The sequence below is a fragment of the Bariatricus sp. TF06-38A genome (genome assembly GCF_027690675.1).
In the GTDB taxonomy this organism is placed as follows: Bacteria; Bacillota; Clostridia; order Lachnospirales; family Lachnospiraceae; genus Allocoprococcus; species Allocoprococcus comes.
This window is the reverse complement of the sequence record NZ_JAQFCE010000019.1, coordinates 48,678-69,187: the sequence shown is the minus strand read 5'-3', so window position 1 is coordinate 69,187 and position 20,510 is coordinate 48,678. Positions and strand designations below refer to the sequence as shown.

Below are 20,510 nucleotides of genomic sequence, written 5' to 3'. Positions count from 1 at the left end.
GGTATCACAACCTAAAAATCCCCCCACAATGAATAAAATCCTCCAAGCAGACCAATACTTGTAGAAAAAGGAGTGTTCCTTATGGAAACAAGATATCATATTGGTCTTTTAACGGGGACTCTTCTGATTCTTGCGATCCTGTCTTATGCATATTATGCAGATTATAATTACAGGAAAGAAATTGCAAGGACAGAACAGACGGAGCAGCAGAAAACAGAACAGACAGTCAGCACTCAGGGTGGCGCACACAAAGAAGGGGTGTATTATTTGAAAAACCGCAACGGATATGTGATTGTTTATCTGGACGACCAGACAAGTATTTATGAATATACGAATATCCGTGTCGAAGAGCTTCCGGAAGAACTGCAGAATGAGATCCGGGAGGGAAAGCGGTTAGAGGGAAAAGACAAGCTTTATGGGTTCCTGGAAAATTATTCCAGCTGATTAAAAAGACAACATTATTATATAGAAAAACAAAGAAGGGACAAAAGAAAAATGGAGACAGCAAAAATTGAACGCATTAATGAATTATATAGAAAATCAAAAGCAGAAGGACTGACAGAGGAAGAGAAAAAAGAACAGCAGATTCTCAGACGGGAATATGTAGATGCATTCAAAAGAAATCTTCGTGGACAGCTTAATAACATTTCAATCAAGGAGAAGGATGGATCCATTACAAATCTGGGTGAGAAATATGGACAGAAAAAAGGAAATTAGGGCAAAAATTCTGAAAATGAGACAGGCACTTCCAAAAGAAGAGGTTCGGGAGAAGAGCCTGCGGATCATGAGGCGCATTGAAGAGACAGAGACATTTAAAAATGCAGACAACCTTCTTGCGTATATTGATTTTCGTGGAGAGGTGGCAACCGGAACACTGATCGAGAAGGCATGGGAGCTTGGAAAAAAGGTCTATGTGCCACGGGTAGCGGGAAAAGAGATGGAGTTTTATCGGATATATTCTTTTGAGGATCTGGAAAAGGGGGCTTATGGCATCCTGGAGCCGAAAAAAGAATGCCCTGTTTATGAAGCCGGAGAAGGGCAGACTACACTGGCAATCCTGCCGGGAAGTGTTTTTGATGAAAAAAAGAACCGTGTCGGTTATGGCGGTGGATTTTATGATCGTTATTTTGAAAAACGGAAAGATATCTGCCGGATCGCAGCTGCTTATGAAATGCAGATCGTAGAAGAAATTGAGACCGAAGAATTTGATCTTCCGGCAGATTATGTTACAACGGAAGAGAGGTTCTGGTAGAAATTCCGGAAGTGTATCATAGAGAGTTTTGATTGAAAACAGGAATGGGAGCAAACATACAGGAACATTTGAAGAAAATCAATGGATAGTATGTTTGGCTCCCATTTTCAGGTTCATATAGTAAGGCTTATTCAGGATAAACCAGCTGTTTTTCTGTAATATTTTCCAGAACCTCAGTCAGATATCTTTTTGCCATATAATTTGCCATCGGAAGGTTCATGTCCAGATAGTTTCCGCAGTCTTTTGCAGCAGCTCCCGGTACGTCCCCATTGAAGTCTGCGATAAAAGCAAACATTTCTTTCATCAGTGGAACGATATCTTTTGATTCATAATCACCTACAAGAAGAAGGTAGAAGCCGGTACGGCATCCCATTGGTCCAAAGTAAAGTGTTTTTGATGCGTAGTCCCTGTGGTTACGAAGGAAGGTTGCACCAAGATGTTCGATGGTGTGAACCTCTGCAGTATTCATAACCGGTTCTTCATTCGGATTGGTCATGCGGATATCAAAGGTTGTAATGACCTGTTTGCCGGCACAATCCTTACGTGAGACGTAAAGCCCAGGAACAAGCTTCAAATGGTCTATTGTGAAACTGGTAATTTTCTCCATAATCAAGTATCTCCTTTTTTGTACTACGTTTATTATAACTGTCATAAAGTTTAATAACAAGCCTTTTGGTGGAAGAAAGGTGAAAAATGTGCTATAATCGTTACTGTTAACTCCCGTGCCAATCGCTATGCTGACTGGCACGGAGGATGCGTGTGTTTTTAATGATAGCAGGAGGAAGCTAAGAGATGAAAATATATATGATCCGTCATGGAGAGACGGACTGGAATAAAAAAAGAAAATTACAGGGACAGGTGGATATTCCACTGAATGAATTTGGAAAACTACTTGCAAAAGAGACGGCTCCGGCACTTGCAGATGTTCCATTTGCGGTCTGTTACACAAGCCCGCTGAAAAGAGCGGCAGAGACGGCACGGCTCGTCCTGGGGGACAGGGAGGTTCCGATTGTTCCAGATAAGCGGATCCAGGAGATGAGCTTTGGAGAATTTGAGGGACTTTGCTGCAGAGAAGAGGGATGGAATATTCCGGATTCGGGATTTCGCAACTTTTTTAATGCACCGGAAGTGTATCAGCCGCCAAAAGGAGGGGAATCCTTTGAAGAAGTGCGTGCACGTCTGAATAATTTTCTGGAAGAGCTTTATCAGAAAGAAGATCTTCAGGATAAAAATGTACTTTTATCCACACATGGTGCAGCACTTTGCGGGATTCTGAGCCTGATGAAAGGTCTGCCGATTTCTGGGTACTGGCAGCAGGGGGTACATAAGAACTGTGCGGTATCAATTGCGGAAGTAAAAGATGGAAAAATAGAAATTTTACAGGAAAATGTGACTTATTATAAAGAGTCAGTGCAGGACTGGTAGAAAGTTATTTGATGTCCTAAAGGCTTTCAGATAAATTGCTTAATAAAAAAACTCCCATCCGGAGAAATGTGAGCTAATTATAACTCATTTCTTCTCCGGATGGGAGCTTTTTGATGTTAGATAAAATTCATTGGTATATTTAGACAGATAAGGAGCTATTTTTCAATCGCTTTACACGAATTCCGGACAACCAGCTTACACGGCAGTTTGATCTTAAGTGCAGGTCCCGGATGCTCCCTCAGGAGATGCTGCAGAATAGAAGCTCCGTACATTCCCATATGATAAGCTGGCGCACTGACCGTTGTCAGCGGTGGAGCAGAAAACTGTGCCATATTGATATCATCAAAGCCTACGATGGAAATATCCTCCGGAACACGGATCCCGTGTTCGGTAAAGGCTTTGATCGCACCAAAAGCGATCGGATCGCTTGCTGCAAAGATCGCCGTCGGCAGTTTGCCGTCGTTGATCAGATTGCATGCCATCTCATAACCGGAAGAAATCTGGAATACACCCTCTTGGATATAAGGCTCATAAATTAAATCGTGTGCATCACAGTAATCAATAAAGACTTTTTTTCGGTAATCCGGATAGAGATGATTTTCGCCGATATATTCTTTTCCGGTAAAGAAACCAATCTCCCGGTGCCCGATCCCAGTCAGATAATCCAGAGCTTCTGTAACTGCTTCGCCGAAATCCGGAATGATCGTGGAAATCCGGTCATCGTTTACCGGCATATCCAGGAACAGGATGCACGAATTCATCTCATACAGATAAGAAATTTCCTCCTGACTGAATTTGCCGATACAGATCAGACAGTCTACATCCTTCAGAACGTCCATGTAATTGATGTCGCTTTTGTAGGTACGCACGATCTGGATATTGTGTGAGAGGCAGTAATCTTCAATTCCCTGACGGATCAGAAGATAATAATTATCCTCCAGTTCCTGCTGGGAAGAGAACCACTGAATGATCCCAAGGGTAAAAAGTGATTTGACAGAAGGACGTCCGCGCTTTACATAATGCAGCTCTCTTGCAGTATCCAGTACTTTCTGTCGGGTTTCCGGTGAGACATTGAGCGTCTCATCATTATTCAGTATACGTGAAACTGCTGCGGCAGAAACACCGGCAGCAGAAGCAATATCTTTGATTGTTGCCATAAGCGGCCCCCTTGTTAAAAAATTTCTGATTCTTCTATTATAACAGAGGAGTAAAAAAATGGAAAGTGAAAGAATTATGTAGAACTGTACAAAAATTCACTAGTAAATTTATCAAAATATTTAGTAAATATATATTGCAAATTTACTAAATATATTTTATAATACAATTATCAAAGCAGAATCGAAAATGTATTTGGAGGAAATGAAGATGAAACAGCTTACAAAACTTATGGAAGAAATGAAACAGGGCGTGTACCGTGATACATTAAAAGATATTTATATTGATGAAAGTGTGATTGCACATCAGGAAGAACGCTATGTAAAAGCGATGGCAGAGTATCAGAAATTGTATGGGGACAGAGAAGTAGAAGTATACAGCGCACCGGGACGAAGTGAAGTTGGTGGAAATCATACAGATCATCAGCACGGAATGGTGCTTGCAACCTCTATTAATCTGGATGCGATCGCAATTGTAAATAAAAATGAAGATATGACCGTCCGTGTGGTATCTGAAGGATATGATATGATCGTTATCGATGCGAATGATGTAGAAAAGGTTGACAAAGAAGAAGGGACATCTATCGGACTGATCCGTGGCGTACTTGCAGGACTGAAAGAACGCGGATACAAGATTGGTGGATTCAATGCTTATGTGACAAGTGATGTGCTGATCGGAGCAGGACTTTCTTCGTCTGCTGCATTTGAAACAATCATTGGAACCATTGTTTCCGGACTTTACAACGATATGCAGATCAGCATGGTAGAGATTGCACAGATTGGTCAGTATTCTGAAAATGTTTACTTTGGAAAGCCAAGTGGTCTGATGGACCAGACAGCCTGCGCGGTTGGTGGACTGATCCACATTGATTTCAAAGATCCAAAGGCTCCGATTGTAGAAAAAGTAGATGTAGATTTTGAAAATCATGCATGCAGTCTGTGCATCGTAGATACCAAAGGTTCTCATCAGGATCTGACACCGGATTATGCACAGATTCCGGCGGATATGAAAGCTATTGCAACATATTTTGGAAAAGAAGTTCTCCGTGACGTAGATGAAAAAGAATTTTTTGCAGCGATCCCGGCACTCCGCGAGAAGCTTGGAGACCGTCCGGTGCTTCGGGCTATGCATTTCTTCGGTGATAATGCGAGAGTTGCAGCACAGGTTGCATCCCTTCGCGAAGGAAGATTTGAAGATTTCCTTAATATGATCAAAGCATCCGGAGATTCCTCTTTCAAATATCTTCAGAATGTATATACTAACCGTGACGTGCAGAACCAGGCAGTATCCATTGCCCTTGCAGTCAGCGAAAATGTACTCGGAAACCATGGAGTATGCCGTGTGCATGGAGGCGGATTTGCCGGAACCATTCAGGCATTTGTGAAGAATGATTTTGTAGAAGAGTACAGAAAAGCATTGGATGCAGTATTTGGAGAAGGATCCTGCCACGTATTAAAGGTTCGTAAATATGGCGGAATGAAAGTAATCGCGTAAACGAAAATATGCTAGCTGTCAAGGTTAGACATAAATACAGATTTTAGTTTGCTATCTGAATAAATAAAGGATTCGGTGTAAAAAAATGTGCCGCATTGAAAATGGATGGATAAAGGACGAGCAAAAAGATTTGGAGGAAGAAAAATGATCGATCAGGCAATTACAGAACTGGTACAGTATGGATTAGATACGGGGCTTGTAGCACCGGAAGATAAAATATTTGTTACCAATCAGATTTTAGAGGCACTTGGGCTGGAGTCTTACGAGGAGACACCAGGAAGCAGGGGTGCAGAGGAGCTGGAACAGATTCTGAAGGAGATTACAGATTATGCAGTGGAAAAAGAACTGATTGCAGATTCAATCGTGTACCGGGATCTGTTTGATACAAAAATCATGGGAAAACTGGTCCCGCTGCCGAGCATGGTAAGCCATAAATTCTATGAACTGTATCAGGAAGGACCGAAAAAGGCGACCGATTATTTTTACAAGCTTAGTCAGGACAGCGATTATATCCGCAGATACCGGATTAAAAAGGATCAGAAATGGATCACAGAGACACCATATGGGGAGATGGAGATCACCATCAATCTGTCCAAACCGGAAAAAGATCCGAAAGCGATCGCGGCAGCAAAAAATGCTACACAGAGTGGTTATCCGAAATGCCAGCTGTGTAAGGAAAATGAAGGCTACGCCGGTCGCGTCAATCATCCGGCAAGACAGAATCACCGGATCATTCCGGTCAGGATCGATGGAAAAGACTGGGGATTCCAGTATTCACCGTATGTATATTACAATGAACACTGCATCGTTTTCAACGGAGAGCATGTGCCGATGAAAATTGAGCGTGCAACCTTTGCAAAGCTGTTGGATTTTGTCAGCCAGTTTCCACACTATTTTGTTGGTTCCAATGCAGATCTTCCAATCGTAGGAGGATCGATCCTAAGCCATGATCATTTCCAGGGTGGAAATCATGAATTTGCAATGGCAAAAGCTCCGGTTATTAAAGAATATGTGATTCCGGGGTATGAAGATGTGCGCGCCGGAATGGTAAAATGGCCAATGTCTGTTATCCGTCTGCAGTGCAAAGACAAAGAACGTCTGATCAGCGCAGCTGACCATATTTTAATGTGTTGGAGATCTTATACAGACGAAGCAGCATTTATCTTTGCCGAGACGAACGGAGAACCGCACAACACGATCACTCCGATCGCCAGAATCAGGGATAGGTATTTTGAGCTGGATCTTGTTCTCAGAAATAATATTACGACAGAAGAACACCCGCTTGGCGTTTACCATCCGCATGCAAAATTACATCACATCAAGAAAGAGAATATTGGTCTGATCGAGGTGATGGGACTTGCAGTGCTGCCGTCAAGACTGAAAAGTGAGATGGAACAGCTTGCAGATGCAATCCTTGAAGGAAAGGACATCCGCAGCAATGAAGTGCTTGAAAAGCATGCAGACTGGGTAGAAGAATTCCTTCCAAAATATACAGACATTACGAAAGAAAATATCATGGACATTCTCCATGAGGAAATCGGACAGGTGTTTAACCAGGTGCTGGAAGATGCCGGTGTTTATAAGCAGACAGAAGAAGGCAGGGCAGCATTTGAGCGGTTTGTTGGAAGCCTGTAATATAGAGCAAAAAAAGAATATAAAAGGATAAAAAAGGACTAAAACTCGGGTGTCGGACCGAACTTCAATTGTTCGGGGAAACTACCTGAGTTTTAGTCCTGATTTATTATACATCAGCACAAATGTACCGACAAGATAAATTTTTAGTCATCCTGTTCTTCTGTATTCAGATCCAGGATTGCCTGCCTTTTCGCGGCAGTTGCGTCAGACGCAAGGTATTCATCGTAAGTTGTGATCTTGTCGATCATCTTTCCGCCCGGAAGGATTTCCATAATACGGTTTGCTGTCGTTTCAACGATCTGGTGGTCTCTTGAAGAGAACAGAAGTACGCCAGGGAACTTCTTCATTCCATTGTTGAGTGCAGTGATGGATTCCATATCCAGGTGGTCAGTAGGCTCGTCGAGGATCAGTACGTTGGCACCGGAGATCATCATCTTGGATAACAGACAGCGTACCTTTTCCCCGCCGGAAAGAACTTTAACCTTCTTTACACCGTCGTCGCCGGCGAAAAGCATTCTTCCAAGGAAACCTCGTACATAGGTAACATCCTTTTCTTCCGAATACTGAGTCAGCCATTCTACGATGGTATCGTCATTGTCAAATTCTTTTCCACTGTCTTTCGGAAAATATGCCTGTGTAGTGGTGATTCCCCATTTATAAGTACCTTCATCCGGCTCCATTTCTCCGATCAGGATCTGGAAGAGAACAGTTTTGGCAAATTCATTTCCACCGACAAATGCAACTTTGTCGTCCCGGTTCAGTGTGAAGGAAAGATTGTCCAGGATTTTTTCCCCGTTGATGGTTTTGGATAAGCCTTCGACCATCAGAACTTCATTACCGATCTCGCGGTTCGGTTTGAAATCGATGTAAGGGTATTTACGGCTGGATGGGCGGATCTCATCAAGCTGGATCTTTTCCAGAGCGCGCTTACGGGAAGTTGCCTGACGGGACTTGGACGCATTGGCGCTGAACCGGGAAATAAAGTCCTGTAACTCCTTGATCTTTTCTTCTTTTTTCTTGTTGGCTTCTTTCATCTGACGGATCAGCAGCTGGCTGGATTCGTACCAGAAGTCGTAATTACCGGCGTAGAGCTGGATCTTACCGTAATCGATATCGGCAATCTGTGTGCAGACCTTATTCAGGAAATAACGGTCATGGGAAACAACAATAACAGTATTGTCAAAGTTGATCAGGAATTCTTCCAGCCATGCGATCGCATCCAGATCCAGGTGGTTGGTAGGCTCATCCAGAAGAAGAATATCCGGATTACCAAAAAGTGCCTGTGCAAGAAGGACTTTGACCTTCTGTGCACCGGTCAGCTCGCTCATCATATTGTAGTGAAGCTCTGTCTCAATTCCAAGTCCGTTCAGAAGAGATGCGGCATCAGATTCTGCTTCCCATCCGTTCAGGGTTGCAAATTCTGCTTCCAGTTCACTTGCCTTGATCCCGTCCTCGTCTGTGAAATCTTCTTTGGCATAGATCACTTCTTTTTCCTTCATGATCTCGTAAAGACGGGCATTTCCCATGATTACAGTATCAAGAACCGGATACTGGTCATATTTGAAGTGGTCCTGCTGCAAGAAAGAAAGACGCTCACCTGGTGTGAGGATGACTTCTCCGCTGGTCGGTTCAAGCTGCCCGGAAAGGATCTTAAGAAATGTAGATTTTCCGGCTCCGTTCGCTCCGATCAGACCGTAGCAGTTGCCTTCTGTAAATTTGATATTTACATCTTCAAACAAGGCTTTCTTCCCTACGCGGAGGGTGATATTACTTGTACTAATCATAAAAATTCTCCTTATTCAAATAGAATTATCGTTTCAATTTTTGCATTACGTTCATTATGGTAACATGACTGCACAATTTTCGCAAGAGAATAAGCATTAACATAAGGAAGAATTTGTGGTATACTTATAAATCATACACGAAATATACAGCATGGTAGGACGAAAGGAGCGAGTGTTTTGACAGAAGCAGGACTGGTGTTGGAAGGCGGTGCAACAAGAGGTGTATTTACTTCCGGCGCATTGGATTATTTGATGGAAAAAGATCTGTATTTTTCATACGTGGTCGGTGTATCGGCAGGTTCCTGTAATGCAGTCGATTATGTCTCAAAGCAGATCGGCAGGACAAGGGACTGTATGATCCACAGAGGAAAGGAATACAGCTATTATTACGGACTTAAAGATTTCGTAAAAGAAAGAAGTCTTCTGGATATGGATATGATATTCAATAAATATCCGAATGAACTCTTTCCGTTTGATTTTGATACTTATTTTTCAAATGGAATGACCTGTGAGATCGTGACAACCAATTGTCTTACGGGAAATGCCGAATATATGACCGAAGAGAACGACAGTGACCGGCTGATGAAGATCTGCCGCGCCAGCAGCAGTATGCCACTTGTATGTCCGATCGTAAATATAGACGGGATTCCGTATCTGGATGGTGGACTTGCCGATTCCATTCCGGTAAAGCATGTGCAGGAAAAGGGACTGAAAAAAATAGTTCTCATTTTGACGAGACCGGAAGGCTACCGCAAAAAACCAACTTCCAAAGCGGTCGGTAAGTTATACCGGAAGATGTACAGCAAATATCCGGCACTTGTCCGCACCTGTATTCGAAGACCGGTGATGTATAACCGGACAGAAGAATACATAGAAAAGCTGGAAAAAGAAGGAAATATCTTCGTCCTTCGCCCGGAAATGAAGCCGGTATCCAGACTGGAAAAAGATTATGATAAGCTGATGGCTTTCTACGATCATGGCTATGAAATGATGAAAAGAGAGCTTCCGAGACTTAAAGCTTATCTGGAAAAATAAGGAGGTGTGCATATGCATCTGTACGAACATCAGATTGCGACAAACGCATCGCAGCAAATGACAAAGGTAACAGAAATGGTAAGGGAAGACGTCGAAAGAAGCGGTGTAAGAGAAGGGATTGCTGTGATCTTCTCACCACATACGACAGCCGGATTTACGATCAATGAGAATGCAGATCCGGATGTGGTGCATGATATGTTGTGTGGCTTTGAAAAAGTATTTCCGGCAGAACAGTTCTTCTACCAGCATGCAGAAGGAAATTCGCATGCACATATGAAGACGACGGTGGTCGGACCGTCACAGACGCTGATCATCCATGATGGAGAGATCGTTTTTGGCATCTGGCAGGATCTGTATTTCTGCGAGTTTGACGGACCAAGAAACCGTACCTTTTATGTGAAGATCATCGAAGGATAGATTAACGGAGCTGTACATCCGTCAGGGTGAATGCATGCGAAGGACAGGCAGGAGCTGCTGATTCTACACCAGCGAGAGTCAGCGTAGTTCTGTCTGTCTTTTTTTCTTTTCCAGCTGTGAGAATGGTACCGGCAAGAAGCTGCGGCATATGCCGGAGAAAACTATTTGCAGTCAACTGAATCTGTATCAGTTGGTCTTCGCGGTTAATTTTGATCGTTTCTACAGTGCGCACTGTACTTTTTTTGGTACGTCCGTTTGAAAATGCGGCAAAGTCATGCGTACCGGTAAGAAGCTGCGCTGCCTGCTGCATGGATTCCAGGTCAAGAGACTCGGTTACAACACAGGTGTACGGACGGGAAAATAATGCTGCGGCAGGATCTGTGGCAATCCGGCAGGTATAGGTACAGCTTTTTACCGCGAGAGAAGCCACAAAACGTTCATCTGCGATTTTCAGCGAGGTGACTGCAATATCCGCCGGAAGAGCTGCGTTTAATTTCATTTTTAACAGTTCTGTATTATCTGAAAAAGATTCTTTTTCTAATTGAAAACTTACAATCTGATGTGTTGCGTGAACACCCGGTTCCGTCTTTACGGCAGCAAAAAGCTGTGTGGACTGTCCGGTTACATCCCTGATCGCCAGTGTAAGCTTTGATTCGATACTGGTGCTTTTTTTCTTTGTGGAAAAGCCCGGATAGCGGCTTCCGTCGTATTCTATGGTAAGTTTGATCGTTGTCATAAGCTCCTCCTGAAGTGCATTTCTGCCGTTCATTATAGCATTGATTGTCGGGCAAGGCAATTTTTATTGCCTTCCGGACCTTGGTGGCTGTTTTCCTGCCTGTATTGTCCGGATCATCTGCACCATCTGGTCGATCTGTGCCTGCTCCTGTTTGCTTTTCCCTTCTTTGATCGCTGAAAGAATCAGCGAAATCTCATCAGGGGTAAACCGGATTCCCCGTTTATTCGCACCGGCGATCAGTGACATCATCACCGGGACCAGTGCTTTCCCGTTCTTGCCGCCGGCTTTCAACGCTGCTGTCCGGATCAGCTCCTGTTTCAGCGGATCCAGATTCGCAAGATCCGGATGCTCCATCCATTCGTTCATTTTCATCCATCCTTTCTGTCTGAAATCCACTCATCATATCCGTCATATCCTGTGCTGCCTGAAATCCATTCATCATATCTGCCATATTTGCAGGATCTCCAAAGTCCATCTCTTTCATCATTTCCATCATTTGCCATATTCCGGAAAAGGAATCAAACATTTCTCTTTTTTCAGGAGAAAGATAGGGTACAACTGCTTCAAACATGCTGCCCGGATCTTTCTCCTGCTTTCGTAGCCGCCCTCTGCGATTATGATAATAAGGAGGTTGGAAACAGTAAAAGGCATTCATAAGTTCCGTAAGTTTCACATAAATGCCAGCTATACGCTGAACGTGATCGGGCAGATAGGGAAGAATGATTTTGACAAGTTGCAGAAAATCATTCGTGAGAGACTCGTCAAATGGCGTCATGACAAGGGGCGGTTTCTTTTCCATATGTCCTCCACGGTTCAGCGTTATAAATATATATGTAAAGAAGACGGAAAATATGAGATCCACATATAATAAAGCAAAGGAAGAACTAATGGAAGGATTTTATTAAATGAGCAGCCGGATTATTATTGATGGGAATGCGATCTATGAAGTGGATGAAGAATGTTTGCGAAAGAAAAAGGAAAAGGAGCAGGAAGAGGAACACGAAAAGCAACAGGAGAAGCGCAAAAACAAAACATAAAGAAGGCGGGGATATAATTTGCCCCGCCTCTGGTCTGTCTGAACGAATAAGATCTGAGTTTCGTAACTAGCAGCCGCATCCGCCGTTGCCACAGCCGTTTCCACATCCGCATCCATTACCGCATCCGTTACCGAATCCGTTGCCGAATCCACCACAGCAGCAGAGAAGAAGGATGATCCACAGGCAGCTGTCATTTCCACATCCACATCCGTCGCCATTGCGTCCCCATCCGCCACAGCAGCAGAGGAGAAGAATGATCCATACGCAGGAAGACATTCCGCAGCCACATCCACAGTTATCCATAGAATTTCCACATCCGCAGTTTGTTGCACTTAATTCACTCATATTTGATAGCCTCCAGTAAGGTTTCTTTACACTTCATCATATGTAAGGAGGCATGTCAGTGTTTCAAAAAAGTTCCGAAGAAATTGGCATCTGATTTCAGAAAGAATATTCTAATAGAAAAAGGATATTTTAAATATGAAAGATTTGAAACGGAAAATCCACTACTGGTGTTCGGATACAATGCGTAACAAAATAACTGGAAAGGGCGTCGTTTGTGCCGTTCTGGATACAGGGATCACACAGCACCCGGATCTTGTCGGCCGCATCGTGGGATGGAAGGACTGTGTACAGGGGAAGAAAACCATATATGATGACAATGGACACGGAACCCATGTGGCAGGAATTCTTGCCGGAAATGGAAAAAGCGGAAGAGGCCTGTACAGCGGAATGGCACCGGAGGCGCAGATCTTTGCTGTCAAGGTGCTGAATCAGAGAGGTGGTGGAAAAATCCGGGATGTGATAAACGGGATCCGGTACGTGTTGTTAAAACAAAAGGAAATGAAGATCCGGATCGTCAATATTTCGATTGGAACTCTTCCTCATAAGAAGGATCCGGAAGATGAATTGTTCCTGTTCTGGGTAGAACGGCTCTGGGATGCCGGTCTGGTAGTCGTAACGGCGGCAGGAAACAAAGGACCAAAGGAAGGGAGCGTCACGATACCGGGAAACAGCCGGAAGGTGATCACAGTTGGGGCGGATGAAGAACTGGGAAAGAAGTATTCCGGCTGTGGGCCGACCGGAGATTGTATTAAAAAACCGGATCTTGCCGTGCCGGGGAACCGGATCTATTCCTGCAATTACCTGTATCCGGTGCGGAGCCCTTATGCCTATATTCCGAAAACCGGGACTTCTATGGCAACTCCGGTAGTGTCCGGGGCAGCGGCTCTGGTTTTGCAAAAATACCCGGATATGTGTAATCTGGAACTTAAATACAGACTGTGGAATTCCTGTGAAAAGGGCAGATATTATGACCAGAGACAGGGACATGGGAACCTGCATGTAGAAAAATTTCTTGAATGTCAAGAAAAAATACTTGACACCAATGAAAATCTGTTATATGATAGCACAGGTGATAAGTGATGGACGAGATTTTAAAGCAGACATTATTATATGATTTTTATGGTGAGCTTTTGACAAAACATCAGAAAGAGATTTATGAACAGGCAGTTCTTGAAGATTATTCGCTCAGCGAGATCGCAAGAGATGCGGGGATCAGCAGACAGGGTGTTCATGATATGATCCGGCGCTGTAACAAGAGTCTGGAGGATTATGAAGCGAAGCTGCATTTGGTGGAGAAGTTCATGTCTGTGAAAAAAAAAGTCCATGAGATCGATCTGCTTCTTGAGAATTATGAAGAGCAGGACGAAAAAGAACTGATAAAGAAAGTGAAAAAGCTTTCAGGAGAGATCATAGAGGAGTTATAACATGGCATTTGACAGTTTGACAGAAAAACTTCAGAACGTATTCAAGAATTTAAGAAGTAAGGGACGACTTACAGAAGATGATGTAAAAGCGGCTCTGCGTGAAGTTAAGATGGCTCTTCTGGAGGCAGATGTTAACTTCAAAGTTGTCAAAAATTTTGTAAAAAGTGTGCAGGAGCGTGCAGTCGGACAGGATGTGATGAGCGGACTGAATCCGGGACAGATGGTGATCAAGATCGTGAATGACGAGCTGGTGAATCTGATGGGCTCTGAGACAACGGAGATTAAATTCCAGCCGGGAAGCCAGAAGACGGTCATCATGATGATGGGTCTTCAGGGAGCAGGTAAAACAACGACCACAGCAAAGCTTGCAGGAAAGTTCAAGCTGAAAGGTAAGAAGCCTCTTCTGGTAGCATGTGATGTCTACAGACCTGCAGCTATTAAACAGTTGCAGATCAACGGAGAGAAGCAGGGTGTGGAAGTGTTCTCCATAGGAGATAACCAGAAGCCGGCGAATATCGCTAAAGCAGCACTGGAGCATGCTGAAAAGAATGGCAACAATGTGATTATTCTGGATACTGCAGGACGTCTTCATATTGATGAAGAGATGATGGAAGAACTGCAGGAGATTAAGAACACGGTCGAGGTTCATCAGAGTATTCTCGTTGTCGATGCAATGACTGGTCAGGACGCCGTGAATGTTGCAGAGAACTTTAATGAGAAGATTGGTATAGATGGAGTAATCGTCACAAAGCTTGACGGCGATACCAGAGGTGGTGCGGCACTTTCGATCAAGGCAGTCACCGGATGCCCGATCCTTTATGTGGGTATGGGTGAAAAATTATCAGATTTGGAGCAGTTTTATCCGGATCGTATGGCTTCCAGAATCCTTGGTATGGGGGATGTACTCAGCCTGATCGAGAAAGCCGGCGAAGAGATCGACGAAGAACAGGCACGTAAGATGACAGAAAAACTCAAAAAGTCGCAGTTTGATTTTGAGGACTATCTGGAAAGTATGAAACAGATGCGCAAGATGGGCGGTCTTGGAAGTATCATGAATATGCTTCCCGGACTTGGCGGCATGGGTGGTCTTGGCAAAGGCAAGATGCCCGATATCGATGCGGATGATGCGGAACAGAAGATGGCAAGAGTCGAAGCAATCATTTATTCCATGACGATCAAGGAACGTCAGAATCCGGACATCATCACTCCGCAGAGAAAGCGAAGAATCGCAGCAGGAGCCGGAGTTGACATTTCGGAAGTCAACAAGATGATGAAGCAGTTCGAGCAGATGCGCAAGATGATGAAGTCTTTCCCGGGAATGATGGGCGGGAAAGGTAAAAAAGGCAAGTTCAAGATGCCTTTCTAAAGGAGATATATTCCGCAGACCATGCGTGATATATAGATAAACTATTATAAATACAAATTGTTTTATGGAGGAAAGTAAAATGGCAGTAAAAATCAGATTAAGAAGAATGGGACAGAAGAAAGCTCCTTTCTATAGAATCGTTGTTTCTGATTCTAGATCACCAAGAGACGGAAAATTCATCGAAGAAATCGGAACATACGATCCAACTCAGGATCCTAGCGTATTCAAAGTAGATGAAGAAGCAGCTAAAAAATGGTTAAACAACGGTGCTCAGCCTACAGAAGTAGTTGGAAAAATCTTTAAGGCAGCAGGTATTGAAAAATAGGTTGCTTCGCGGAGGTGCGAGTGATGAAAAATTTAGTAGAAGTAATTACGAAAGCACTTGTGGACAATCCTGAAGGCGTCGTGGTTACGGAAAAACAGGAAGGCAAGACTACCGTGATCGAAGTACATGTCGCAGATAATGATATGGGAAAGGTGATCGGTAAGCAAGGCCGAATTGCGAAAGCAATCCGTTCCGTTGTAAAGGCAGCCGCGGCCAAAGAAGACAAAAAAGTCGTGGTTGAAATTATGCAATAGCATAAAAATAAAACGCAGGTAAATTTATTTTTATCTGCGTTTTTTATCATGCCTTAGTATGCAAGTGAAGCTGCCAATGACAGATTCACTGTATCTGGGGATGGAGAAAAAGTCGCTTCAAAAGACTAAAACAGACTTTTTCGGTGTAAAGTTTATCTTATGCTAAGAAAGGACAAAGTATGCAACAAAATGATTACCTGCAAGTTGGCGTGATCACATCTACCCACGGAATCAAAGGTGAAGTCAAAGTATTTCCGACAACGGATGATCCAAACCGCTTCCGTGCTCTGAAAGATGTGGTTCTTGATACAGGAAAAGAACAGATTCCCCTTGAAATTGAAGGTGTAAAATTCTTTAAACAGTATGTGATTCTGAAGTTCAAAGGGATCGATAACATAAATGATATTGAAAAATACAGAAAGATGCCGCTTCTTGTATCTCGTGAGAATGCCGTGGAACTGGAAGAGGATGAGTATTACATGGCAGATATCATCGGCATGGATGTCTACACTGAGGACGGTGAAAAATTCGGTGTCCTGGAAGATATTATGGAAACCGGTGCGAATGATGTCTATGTGGTATCGACAGAGGCGCACACAGAGGTGCTTCTTCCGGCAATCCATGACTGTATTCTGGATGTAGATACTGAGAATAGGAAAATGACTGTTCATCTGATGGACGGACTGATTTAAGCGACAGAATAGTAGGAGAACAATATGAGATTTGATATCATGACGCTTTTTCCGGAGATGGTGATGAACGGTCTGGAAACCAGTATTATCGGAAGAGCCGTGAAGAATAAAATTCTTGAGATTGAAGCCTGGAATATCCGGGACTACGCATTTAACAAGCACAGCAGTGTGGATGATTATCCGTATGGCGGCGGCGCAGGAATGCTGATGCAGGCAGAGCCGGTTTACCAGACCTATCTTGCCATTCAGGAAAAAGCAACTCTCCCGGAAGGAAAGAGACCACGTGTGATTTATCTTTCCCCGCAGGGGAAGCCGTTTAACCAGAAGATGGCAGAAGATTTTGCGAAAGAAGACGAACTGGTGCTTTTGTGCGGACATTACGAAGGAATCGATGAACGTGTGCTGGAGGAGATCGTAACGGATTATGTGTCAGCCGGCGATTATGTACTGACAGGCGGTGAACTTCCGGCAATGATGATCGTGGATGCGGTATCCCGCCTGATTCCGGGTGTTCTGCATAATGATGTATCTGCAGAATTTGAGAGTTTTCAGGACAATCTCCTGGAATATCCGCAGTATTCCAGACCGGAGATCTGGCACGACAGGCAGGTTCCACCAATCCTTTTATCCGGTCATCATGCCAATGTAGAGAAATGGCGCAGAGAGCAGTCCGTGATCCGTACTGCAAAATGGCGTCCGGACCTTCTGGAAGACGCAGAGCTTACCATGAAAGAAAGAGAACTTGCAGAAGAGATTATAGAAAATCGAGAAAAAGACTTGAAAAATGAAGAATAATGTGTTAATATATAGCACGTTGTGATGAAAACAGAGATGGTCCTCTGATACGATAGAAAAGCGTATTAAGAACGTCAAAATATGAAGGAGGTTCACACATGAACGAAATTATTAAGAACATTGAAGCAGCTCAGTTAAAAGAAAATGCTCCGGAATTCCACGTAGGAGATACTGTAAAAGTTTATGGTAAGATCAAAGAAGGAAACCGTGAGAGAATTCAGGTATTCGAAGGTACTGTATTAAAGAGACAGGGCGGCGGAGCAAGAGAAACATTTACAGTAAGAAAGAGCTCTAACGGAATCGGCGTTGAGAAGACATGGCCGCTTCACTCACCAAACGTTGAAAAAGTAGAAGTTGTTCGTAAAGGTAAAGTAAGACGTGCAAAACTGAACTACTTAAGAGATCGTGTAGGTAAGAGAGCAAAAGTTAAAGAATTAGTAAAATAGTAAATGCTTAAAGAGGGACAAATACGACAGGTACTTGTCCCTTTTGCTAATATAGGATATGATAACAGATGAGACATAGAAAAAGAAAAGAACTCAGATTTGACAGAAAGCATAGAAAACATATCAATTTGAAATGGATTCCCGAAGTATTTGGATGGGTATTCCAAATTGTGCTCGTCTGCCTGTGCGCATTTGTGTTTGTGTGGTATTTCGGGCATCAGATCAGTAATATCGGAGAGTCCATGAACCCGGTGATTCGGAATGGGGATGTGGTTTTGGTAAACCGGATCGTATATGATGCCAGTACACCGAAGCGCGGAGACATTATCGTGTTCAAACCAAAGGGGAATGAGAACCTTCATTCCTATATTAAAAGGATTATCGGACTTCCGGGCGAAAGTGTTGAGATCAGGGATGGAGAGATTTATATCAACAACAGAAAGCTGAATGAAAAGTATGAGACTACTGCAATTGCAGATACAGGTATTGCCAGTGAGAAGATCGTTCTCGGTGGAGATGAGTATTTTGTCCTTGGCGACAACCGGGAGAGCAGTGAAGACAGCCGGATGGCTGATATTGGAAATGTAAAGCGTTCCGAGATTGAAGGGAAAGTATGGTTTATCCTTTCCCCGAAAGACCGTTTCGGACTGCTTGGTAAATAGAAGGAGGAAACTGGATGAATTTTCAATGGTATCCGGGGCATATGACAAAGGCCAAAAGGATGATGCAGGAGAATATCAAACTGATCGATCTTGTGATCGAACTGGTTGATGCAAGAGTTCCGATGAGCAGCCGGAATCCGGACATCGATGAACTTGGAAAGAATAAAGCAAGACTGATCCTGCTCAATAAGGCAGATCTTGCAGATGAGAAGCAGACAGAAGAGTGGATCGGCTATTTCCGTGGAAAAGGATATTCGGCAGTTAAGGTTAATTCCCGTAAAGGCGGTGGGATTAAGTCTATTCAGGGAGTAATCCAGGAAGCATGTAAAGAAAAGACAGAGCGTGACCGTAAGAGAGGGATTCTGAACCGTCCGGTCCGTGCGATGGTAGTCGGAATCCCGAATGTCGGAAAGTCTACTTTTATCAATGCACTTGCCGGAAAAGCCTGTGCAAAGACCGGTAACAAACCGGGTGTGACCAAAGGAAAGCAATGGATCCGTCTAAACAAGAACGTAGAGCTTCTCGATACACCGGGAATTCTCTGGCCGAAGTTTGAGGACCAGCAGGTGGGACTGCGCCTTGCATTTATCGGGTCGATCAAGGATGAGATCATGAATCTGGAAGAGCTTGCGGCGGAGCTGATCAGCTTTATGCAGGATGCTTATCCGGGTGTTCTTGCTGAGAAATATACGATCAACGAAAAGCAGAACAGCTACAGTGTATTGGAAGCAATTGCTGAGAGCCGTCATTGTCTGGTGCGTGGAAATGAATTAGATACCGCAAAAGCAGCTGGTATGCTGCTGGATGATTTCCGAAATGGAAGACTCGGAAGGATCACACTTGAATTTGTAAAGGAGTATACAAATGAGTAAGGAAGACAACAAGGAAGAAGCTCCGGAGCAGGAGCAGAGTATATGGAGATCACTGGGAGGAACTCTTCTGTATCTTCTGGTCATTGTTCTGCTGACATGGGTGATCGTCACCTTTGTCGGACAGCGCACAAAAGTAGACGGTCATTCAATGGAGCCGACACTTTCAGACGGAGATAACCTGATCGTGGATAAGCTCAGCTACCGCTTCCGCGATCCGGAGAGATATGATATTATTGTATTCCCTTACCAACATGCAGAGAATACCTATTATATCAAACGTATCATTGGACTGCCCGGTGAGACTGTGCAGGTAATCGATGGATATATGTATATTAATGGCAAAAAGCTGGATGAACATTATGGTGCAGAGGTGATGGAAGATCCGGGAATTGCAGCAGAGCCGATTAAACTGGGAGATGATGAATATTTTGTCCTGGGAGATAACCGGAATCACAGCTCGGACAGTCGTGTGGCAAGTGTGGGTGTACTTACCCGTGATATGCTGATCGGGCGTGCCTGGGTAAGAATTTATCCGTTCAACAAAATCGGAGTGATAAAGCATGAGTAAAGAAAGTATCAAAGAGATCGACAGCCGTTTAAAAATGGCAGAGGATGCCGAAAGGGAGCAGCTGATGAAGGTCTATGCGCCGGATGACAGAGCCGGTGTGCAAAAGCTTCTGGAAAAGTACAGAAAGCAGAAGGAAAAGCTGCTTGCCGAAAAAGAGCGCCTTGCGAAAATGCGTCAGTACGAAGAAAAATACGCTGACTATGCGTTTATCTGTGGAATTGACGAGGTGGGAAGGGGGCCACTTGCGGGTCCGGTGGTTGCAGGAGCCGTGATTCTGCCCAAAGAGTGCGAGATCCTTTATATAAATGATTCCAAGAAGCTTTCCGCAGCAAAAAGAGATGAGCTTTATGATGAGATCATGGACAAAGCAGTTGCGGTAGGTCTCGGGATGGCTTCCCCTGCAAGGATTGACGAGATCAATATTCTGCAGGCAACTTACGAAGCCATGCGTCAGGCGATTGGCAATTTGAAAGTCAAGCCGGATCTGCTTTTAAATGATGCAGTTACCATTCCGGAGGTTGTGATTCCACAGGTTCCAATCATCAAGGGAGATGCGAAAAGCGTATCCATCGCTGCAGCAAGTATTGTGGCAAAGGTAACAAGAGATCGTCTGATGGAAGAGTATGATAAGGTACTTCCGGGATATGGATTCGCGTCCAACAAAGGTTATGGATCAGCAGAACATATCAAAGCGCTTCAGACGCTTGGACCGACACCGATCCACAGAAGAAGTTTTATCGGACACTTCGTATAAAAATCCGTCAGAACAGGTAGAAGATCAGATCCAAAAG

Annotated in this window: 29 protein-coding genes; 22 read left to right on the top strand and 7 right to left on the bottom strand. The window is 43.8% G+C overall.

Features of this window, described 5'->3' with window-relative positions:
* Nucleotides 1–81: 81 nt before the first annotated feature.
* Genes PG418_RS13665 through PG418_RS13655 form a run of 3 tightly spaced genes read left to right on the top strand, consistent with a single transcriptional unit; the run spans nucleotide 82 to nucleotide 1,252 of the window.
* The gene (locus tag PG418_RS13665) at nucleotides 82–444 is read left to right on the top strand and encodes a hypothetical protein (protein WP_008370795.1); all 363 of its coding nucleotides are present in this window, start codon (nucleotides 82–84) and stop codon (nucleotides 442–444) included.
* Nucleotides 445–495: 51 nt separating this feature from the next.
* The gene (locus tag PG418_RS13660; protein WP_055157151.1) at nucleotides 496–717 is read left to right on the top strand and encodes a DUF896 domain-containing protein; all 222 of its coding nucleotides are present in this window, start codon (nucleotides 496–498) and stop codon (nucleotides 715–717) included.
* Complete coding sequence (locus tag PG418_RS13655) at nucleotides 695–1,252, top strand: 5-formyltetrahydrofolate cyclo-ligase (RefSeq protein ID WP_055248844.1); 558 nt, start codon at nucleotides 695–697, stop codon at nucleotides 1,250–1,252. The genes PG418_RS13660 and PG418_RS13655 overlap by 23 nt, the downstream gene beginning before the upstream one ends.
* 127 nt (nucleotides 1,253–1,379) lie before the next feature.
* On the opposite strand, the gene PG418_RS13650 is transcribed toward PG418_RS13655, so the two are convergent.
* Nucleotides 1,380–1,859: an S-ribosylhomocysteine lyase gene (locus PG418_RS13650; protein WP_055248839.1), complete on the bottom strand. Its 480-nt coding sequence runs from the start codon at nucleotides 1,857–1,859 to the stop codon at nucleotides 1,380–1,382.
* Between the two features lie 185 nt (nucleotides 1,860–2,044).
* Between PG418_RS13650 and PG418_RS13645 the strand changes: the two genes are divergently transcribed.
* Complete coding sequence (locus PG418_RS13645; protein WP_342999278.1) at nucleotides 2,045–2,677, top strand: histidine phosphatase family protein; 633 nt, start codon at nucleotides 2,045–2,047, stop codon at nucleotides 2,675–2,677.
* A gap of 155 nt (nucleotides 2,678–2,832) precedes the next feature.
* On the opposite strand, the gene PG418_RS13640 is transcribed toward PG418_RS13645, so the two are convergent.
* Nucleotides 2,833–3,834, bottom strand: a complete 1,002-nt coding sequence (locus tag PG418_RS13640; protein WP_498837519.1) for a LacI family DNA-binding transcriptional regulator — start codon at nucleotides 3,832–3,834, stop codon at nucleotides 2,833–2,835.
* 208 nt (nucleotides 3,835–4,042) lie between these two features.
* Between PG418_RS13640 and PG418_RS13635 the strand changes: the two genes are divergently transcribed.
* Both PG418_RS13635 and galT read left to right on the top strand, forming a co-directional pair.
* Nucleotides 4,043–5,326: a galactokinase gene (locus PG418_RS13635; RefSeq protein ID WP_498837518.1), complete on the top strand. Its 1,284-nt coding sequence runs from the start codon at nucleotides 4,043–4,045 to the stop codon at nucleotides 5,324–5,326.
* 144 nt (nucleotides 5,327–5,470) lie between these two features.
* Nucleotides 5,471–6,961, top strand: a complete 1,491-nt coding sequence (gene galT / locus PG418_RS13630; RefSeq protein WP_498837517.1) for a UDP-glucose--hexose-1-phosphate uridylyltransferase — start codon at nucleotides 5,471–5,473, stop codon at nucleotides 6,959–6,961.
* 143 nt (nucleotides 6,962–7,104) lie between these two features.
* Here the strand turns inward: galT and PG418_RS13625 are convergent, their stop codons facing one another.
* Entirely contained in the window at nucleotides 7,105–8,745 is a 1,641-nt protein-coding gene (locus tag PG418_RS13625; RefSeq protein WP_022220629.1) for an ABC-F family ATP-binding cassette domain-containing protein, read from the bottom strand.
* Between the two features lie 177 nt (nucleotides 8,746–8,922).
* On the opposite strand from PG418_RS13625, the gene PG418_RS13620 reads away from it, so the two are divergent.
* Nucleotides 8,923–9,780, top strand: a complete 858-nt coding sequence (locus PG418_RS13620) for a patatin-like phospholipase family protein (protein ID WP_022220628.1) — start codon at nucleotides 8,923–8,925, stop codon at nucleotides 9,778–9,780.
* Nucleotides 9,781–9,792: 12 nt separating this feature from the next.
* Nucleotides 9,793–10,197 (top strand): secondary thiamine-phosphate synthase enzyme YjbQ, encoded by a 405-nt coding sequence (locus tag PG418_RS13615; protein WP_342999398.1) that lies wholly within the window; start codon nucleotides 9,793–9,795, stop codon nucleotides 10,195–10,197.
* 1 nt (nucleotide 10,198) lies between these two features.
* Here the strand turns inward: PG418_RS13615 and PG418_RS13610 are convergent, their stop codons facing one another.
* The 3 genes from PG418_RS13610 to PG418_RS13600 all read right to left on the bottom strand — a co-directional run bounded on the left by PG418_RS13610 (nucleotide 10,199) and on the right by PG418_RS13600 (nucleotide 11,436).
* Complete coding sequence (locus tag PG418_RS13610) at nucleotides 10,199–10,933, bottom strand: tRNA pseudouridine synthase A (protein ID WP_055248833.1); 735 nt, start codon at nucleotides 10,931–10,933, stop codon at nucleotides 10,199–10,201.
* 63 nt (nucleotides 10,934–10,996) lie between these two features.
* On the bottom strand, nucleotides 10,997–11,299 hold the full coding sequence (locus PG418_RS13605) for a hypothetical protein (protein WP_022220626.1): 303 nt from the start codon (nucleotides 11,297–11,299) through the stop codon (nucleotides 10,997–10,999).
* A 2-nt stretch (nucleotides 11,300–11,301) separates the two neighbouring features.
* Entirely contained in the window at nucleotides 11,302–11,436 is a 135-nt protein-coding gene (locus PG418_RS13600) for a hypothetical protein (RefSeq protein WP_264471514.1), read from the bottom strand.
* 128 nt (nucleotides 11,437–11,564) lie between these two features.
* Between PG418_RS13600 and PG418_RS13595 the strand changes: the two genes are divergently transcribed.
* Together PG418_RS13595 and PG418_RS13590 are read left to right on the top strand one after the other, a co-directional pair.
* Nucleotides 11,565–11,801, top strand: coding sequence for a hypothetical protein (locus tag PG418_RS13595; protein WP_044998655.1), 237 nt, complete (start codon nucleotides 11,565–11,567; stop codon nucleotides 11,799–11,801).
* Nucleotides 11,802–11,838: 37 nt separating this feature from the next.
* Nucleotides 11,839–11,970, top strand: coding sequence for a hypothetical protein (locus tag PG418_RS13590; RefSeq protein ID WP_022220625.1), 132 nt, complete (start codon nucleotides 11,839–11,841; stop codon nucleotides 11,968–11,970).
* A 66-nt stretch (nucleotides 11,971–12,036) separates the two neighbouring features.
* Here the strand turns inward: PG418_RS13590 and PG418_RS13585 are convergent, their stop codons facing one another.
* Complete coding sequence (locus tag PG418_RS13585) at nucleotides 12,037–12,315, bottom strand: hypothetical protein (RefSeq protein ID WP_022220624.1); 279 nt, start codon at nucleotides 12,313–12,315, stop codon at nucleotides 12,037–12,039.
* Between the two features lie 135 nt (nucleotides 12,316–12,450).
* Here PG418_RS13585 and PG418_RS13580 point away from each other — a divergent pair, with 135 nt between their 5' ends.
* The 12 genes from PG418_RS13580 to rnhB all read left to right on the top strand — a co-directional run bounded on the left by PG418_RS13580 (nucleotide 12,451) and on the right by rnhB (nucleotide 20,473).
* Nucleotides 12,451–13,395, top strand: a complete 945-nt coding sequence (locus PG418_RS13580; protein ID WP_055260526.1) for a S8 family peptidase — start codon at nucleotides 12,451–12,453, stop codon at nucleotides 13,393–13,395.
* Nucleotides 13,395–13,739, top strand: coding sequence for a YlxM family DNA-binding protein (gene ylxM / locus PG418_RS13575; RefSeq protein WP_008370603.1), 345 nt, complete (start codon nucleotides 13,395–13,397; stop codon nucleotides 13,737–13,739). The genes PG418_RS13580 and ylxM overlap by 1 nt, the downstream gene beginning before the upstream one ends.
* Before the next feature lies 1 nt (nucleotide 13,740).
* Nucleotides 13,741–15,105 carry a signal recognition particle protein gene (ffh, locus tag PG418_RS13570; RefSeq protein ID WP_498837516.1) on the top strand — a complete coding sequence of 455 codons (1,365 nt, stop codon included), beginning with the start codon at nucleotides 13,741–13,743 and terminating at the stop codon, nucleotides 15,103–15,105.
* 79 nt (nucleotides 15,106–15,184) lie between these two features.
* Nucleotides 15,185–15,430: a 30S ribosomal protein S16 gene (rpsP, locus tag PG418_RS13565; RefSeq protein ID WP_022220623.1), complete on the top strand. Its 246-nt coding sequence runs from the start codon at nucleotides 15,185–15,187 to the stop codon at nucleotides 15,428–15,430.
* A gap of 23 nt (nucleotides 15,431–15,453) precedes the next feature.
* Nucleotides 15,454–15,684: a KH domain-containing protein gene (locus PG418_RS13560; RefSeq protein WP_008370600.1), complete on the top strand. Its 231-nt coding sequence runs from the start codon at nucleotides 15,454–15,456 to the stop codon at nucleotides 15,682–15,684.
* 179 nt (nucleotides 15,685–15,863) lie between these two features.
* Nucleotides 15,864–16,376, top strand: coding sequence for a ribosome maturation factor RimM (gene rimM, locus PG418_RS13555; RefSeq protein ID WP_008370599.1), 513 nt, complete (start codon nucleotides 15,864–15,866; stop codon nucleotides 16,374–16,376).
* Nucleotides 16,377–16,400: 24 nt separating this feature from the next.
* The gene (trmD, locus tag PG418_RS13550; RefSeq protein WP_498837515.1) at nucleotides 16,401–17,171 is read left to right on the top strand and encodes a tRNA (guanosine(37)-N1)-methyltransferase TrmD; all 771 of its coding nucleotides are present in this window, start codon (nucleotides 16,401–16,403) and stop codon (nucleotides 17,169–17,171) included.
* A 98-nt stretch (nucleotides 17,172–17,269) separates the two neighbouring features.
* Nucleotides 17,270–17,617, top strand: a complete 348-nt coding sequence (gene rplS / locus PG418_RS13545) for a 50S ribosomal protein L19 (RefSeq protein WP_008370594.1) — start codon at nucleotides 17,270–17,272, stop codon at nucleotides 17,615–17,617.
* Between the two features lie 68 nt (nucleotides 17,618–17,685).
* A complete protein-coding gene (lepB, locus tag PG418_RS13540; RefSeq protein ID WP_008370592.1) occupies nucleotides 17,686–18,279 on the top strand; it encodes a signal peptidase I in 594 nt (197 codons plus the stop codon).
* 14 nt (nucleotides 18,280–18,293) lie between these two features.
* A complete protein-coding gene (ylqF, locus tag PG418_RS13535; protein ID WP_008370590.1) occupies nucleotides 18,294–19,151 on the top strand; it encodes a ribosome biogenesis GTPase YlqF in 858 nt (285 codons plus the stop codon).
* A complete protein-coding gene (gene lepB / locus PG418_RS13530) occupies nucleotides 19,144–19,719 on the top strand; it encodes a signal peptidase I (RefSeq protein ID WP_008370589.1) in 576 nt (191 codons plus the stop codon). The genes ylqF and lepB (PG418_RS13530) overlap by 8 nt, the downstream gene beginning before the upstream one ends.
* Nucleotides 19,712–20,473 (top strand): ribonuclease HII, encoded by a 762-nt coding sequence (gene rnhB, locus PG418_RS13525; protein WP_118219058.1) that lies wholly within the window; start codon nucleotides 19,712–19,714, stop codon nucleotides 20,471–20,473. Before lepB (PG418_RS13530) ends, rnhB begins: the two co-directional genes overlap by 8 nt.
* Nucleotides 20,474–20,510 lie beyond the last annotated feature (37 nt).

What these genes read in the sequence shown, in the direction of transcription:
- PG418_RS13665 (WP_008370795.1), top strand. Translation starts at nt 82, where the DNA reads ATGGAAACAAGATATCATATTGGTCTTTTAACGGGGACTCTTCTGATT.
- PG418_RS13660 (WP_055157151.1), top strand. Translation starts at nt 496, where the DNA reads ATGGAGACAGCAAAAATTGAACGCATTAATGAATTATATAGAAAATCA.
- PG418_RS13655 (WP_055248844.1), top strand. Translation starts at nt 695, where the DNA reads ATGGACAGAAAAAAGGAAATTAGGGCAAAAATTCTGAAAATGAGACAG.
- PG418_RS13650 (WP_055248839.1), bottom strand. Translation starts at nt 1,859, where the DNA reads ATGGAGAAAATTACCAGTTTCACAATAGACCATTTGAAGCTTGTTCCT.
- PG418_RS13645 (WP_342999278.1), top strand. Translation starts at nt 2,045, where the DNA reads ATGAAAATATATATGATCCGTCATGGAGAGACGGACTGGAATAAAAAA.
- PG418_RS13640 (WP_498837519.1), bottom strand. Translation starts at nt 3,834, where the DNA reads ATGGCAACAATCAAAGATATTGCTTCTGCTGCCGGTGTTTCTGCCGCA.
- PG418_RS13635 (WP_498837518.1), top strand. Translation starts at nt 4,043, where the DNA reads ATGAAACAGCTTACAAAACTTATGGAAGAAATGAAACAGGGCGTGTAC.
- galT (WP_498837517.1), top strand. Translation starts at nt 5,471, where the DNA reads ATGATCGATCAGGCAATTACAGAACTGGTACAGTATGGATTAGATACG.
- PG418_RS13625 (WP_022220629.1), bottom strand. Translation starts at nt 8,745, where the DNA reads ATGATTAGTACAAGTAATATCACCCTCCGCGTAGGGAAGAAAGCCTTG.
- PG418_RS13615 (WP_342999398.1), top strand. Translation starts at nt 9,793, where the DNA reads ATGCATCTGTACGAACATCAGATTGCGACAAACGCATCGCAGCAAATG.
- PG418_RS13610 (WP_055248833.1), bottom strand. Translation starts at nt 10,933, where the DNA reads ATGACAACGATCAAACTTACCATAGAATACGACGGAAGCCGCTATCCG.
- PG418_RS13605 (WP_022220626.1), bottom strand. Translation starts at nt 11,299, where the DNA reads ATGAACGAATGGATGGAGCATCCGGATCTTGCGAATCTGGATCCGCTG.
- PG418_RS13600 (WP_264471514.1), bottom strand. Translation starts at nt 11,436, where the DNA reads ATGGCAAATGATGGAAATGATGAAAGAGATGGACTTTGGAGATCCTGC.
- PG418_RS13590 (WP_022220625.1), top strand. Translation starts at nt 11,839, where the DNA reads ATGAGCAGCCGGATTATTATTGATGGGAATGCGATCTATGAAGTGGAT.
- PG418_RS13585 (WP_022220624.1), bottom strand. Translation starts at nt 12,315, where the DNA reads ATGAGTGAATTAAGTGCAACAAACTGCGGATGTGGAAATTCTATGGAT.
- PG418_RS13580 (WP_055260526.1), top strand. Translation starts at nt 12,451, where the DNA reads ATGAAAGATTTGAAACGGAAAATCCACTACTGGTGTTCGGATACAATG.
- ylxM (WP_008370603.1), top strand. Translation starts at nt 13,395, where the DNA reads ATGGACGAGATTTTAAAGCAGACATTATTATATGATTTTTATGGTGAG.
- ffh (WP_498837516.1), top strand. Translation starts at nt 13,741, where the DNA reads ATGGCATTTGACAGTTTGACAGAAAAACTTCAGAACGTATTCAAGAAT.
- rpsP (WP_022220623.1), top strand. Translation starts at nt 15,185, where the DNA reads ATGGCAGTAAAAATCAGATTAAGAAGAATGGGACAGAAGAAAGCTCCT.
- PG418_RS13560 (WP_008370600.1), top strand. Translation starts at nt 15,454, where the DNA reads ATGAAAAATTTAGTAGAAGTAATTACGAAAGCACTTGTGGACAATCCT.
- rimM (WP_008370599.1), top strand. Translation starts at nt 15,864, where the DNA reads ATGCAACAAAATGATTACCTGCAAGTTGGCGTGATCACATCTACCCAC.
- trmD (WP_498837515.1), top strand. Translation starts at nt 16,401, where the DNA reads ATGAGATTTGATATCATGACGCTTTTTCCGGAGATGGTGATGAACGGT.
- rplS (WP_008370594.1), top strand. Translation starts at nt 17,270, where the DNA reads ATGAACGAAATTATTAAGAACATTGAAGCAGCTCAGTTAAAAGAAAAT.
- lepB (WP_008370592.1), top strand. Translation starts at nt 17,686, where the DNA reads ATGAGACATAGAAAAAGAAAAGAACTCAGATTTGACAGAAAGCATAGA.
- ylqF (WP_008370590.1), top strand. Translation starts at nt 18,294, where the DNA reads ATGAATTTTCAATGGTATCCGGGGCATATGACAAAGGCCAAAAGGATG.
- lepB (WP_008370589.1), top strand. Translation starts at nt 19,144, where the DNA reads ATGAGTAAGGAAGACAACAAGGAAGAAGCTCCGGAGCAGGAGCAGAGT.
- rnhB (WP_118219058.1), top strand. Translation starts at nt 19,712, where the DNA reads ATGAGTAAAGAAAGTATCAAAGAGATCGACAGCCGTTTAAAAATGGCA.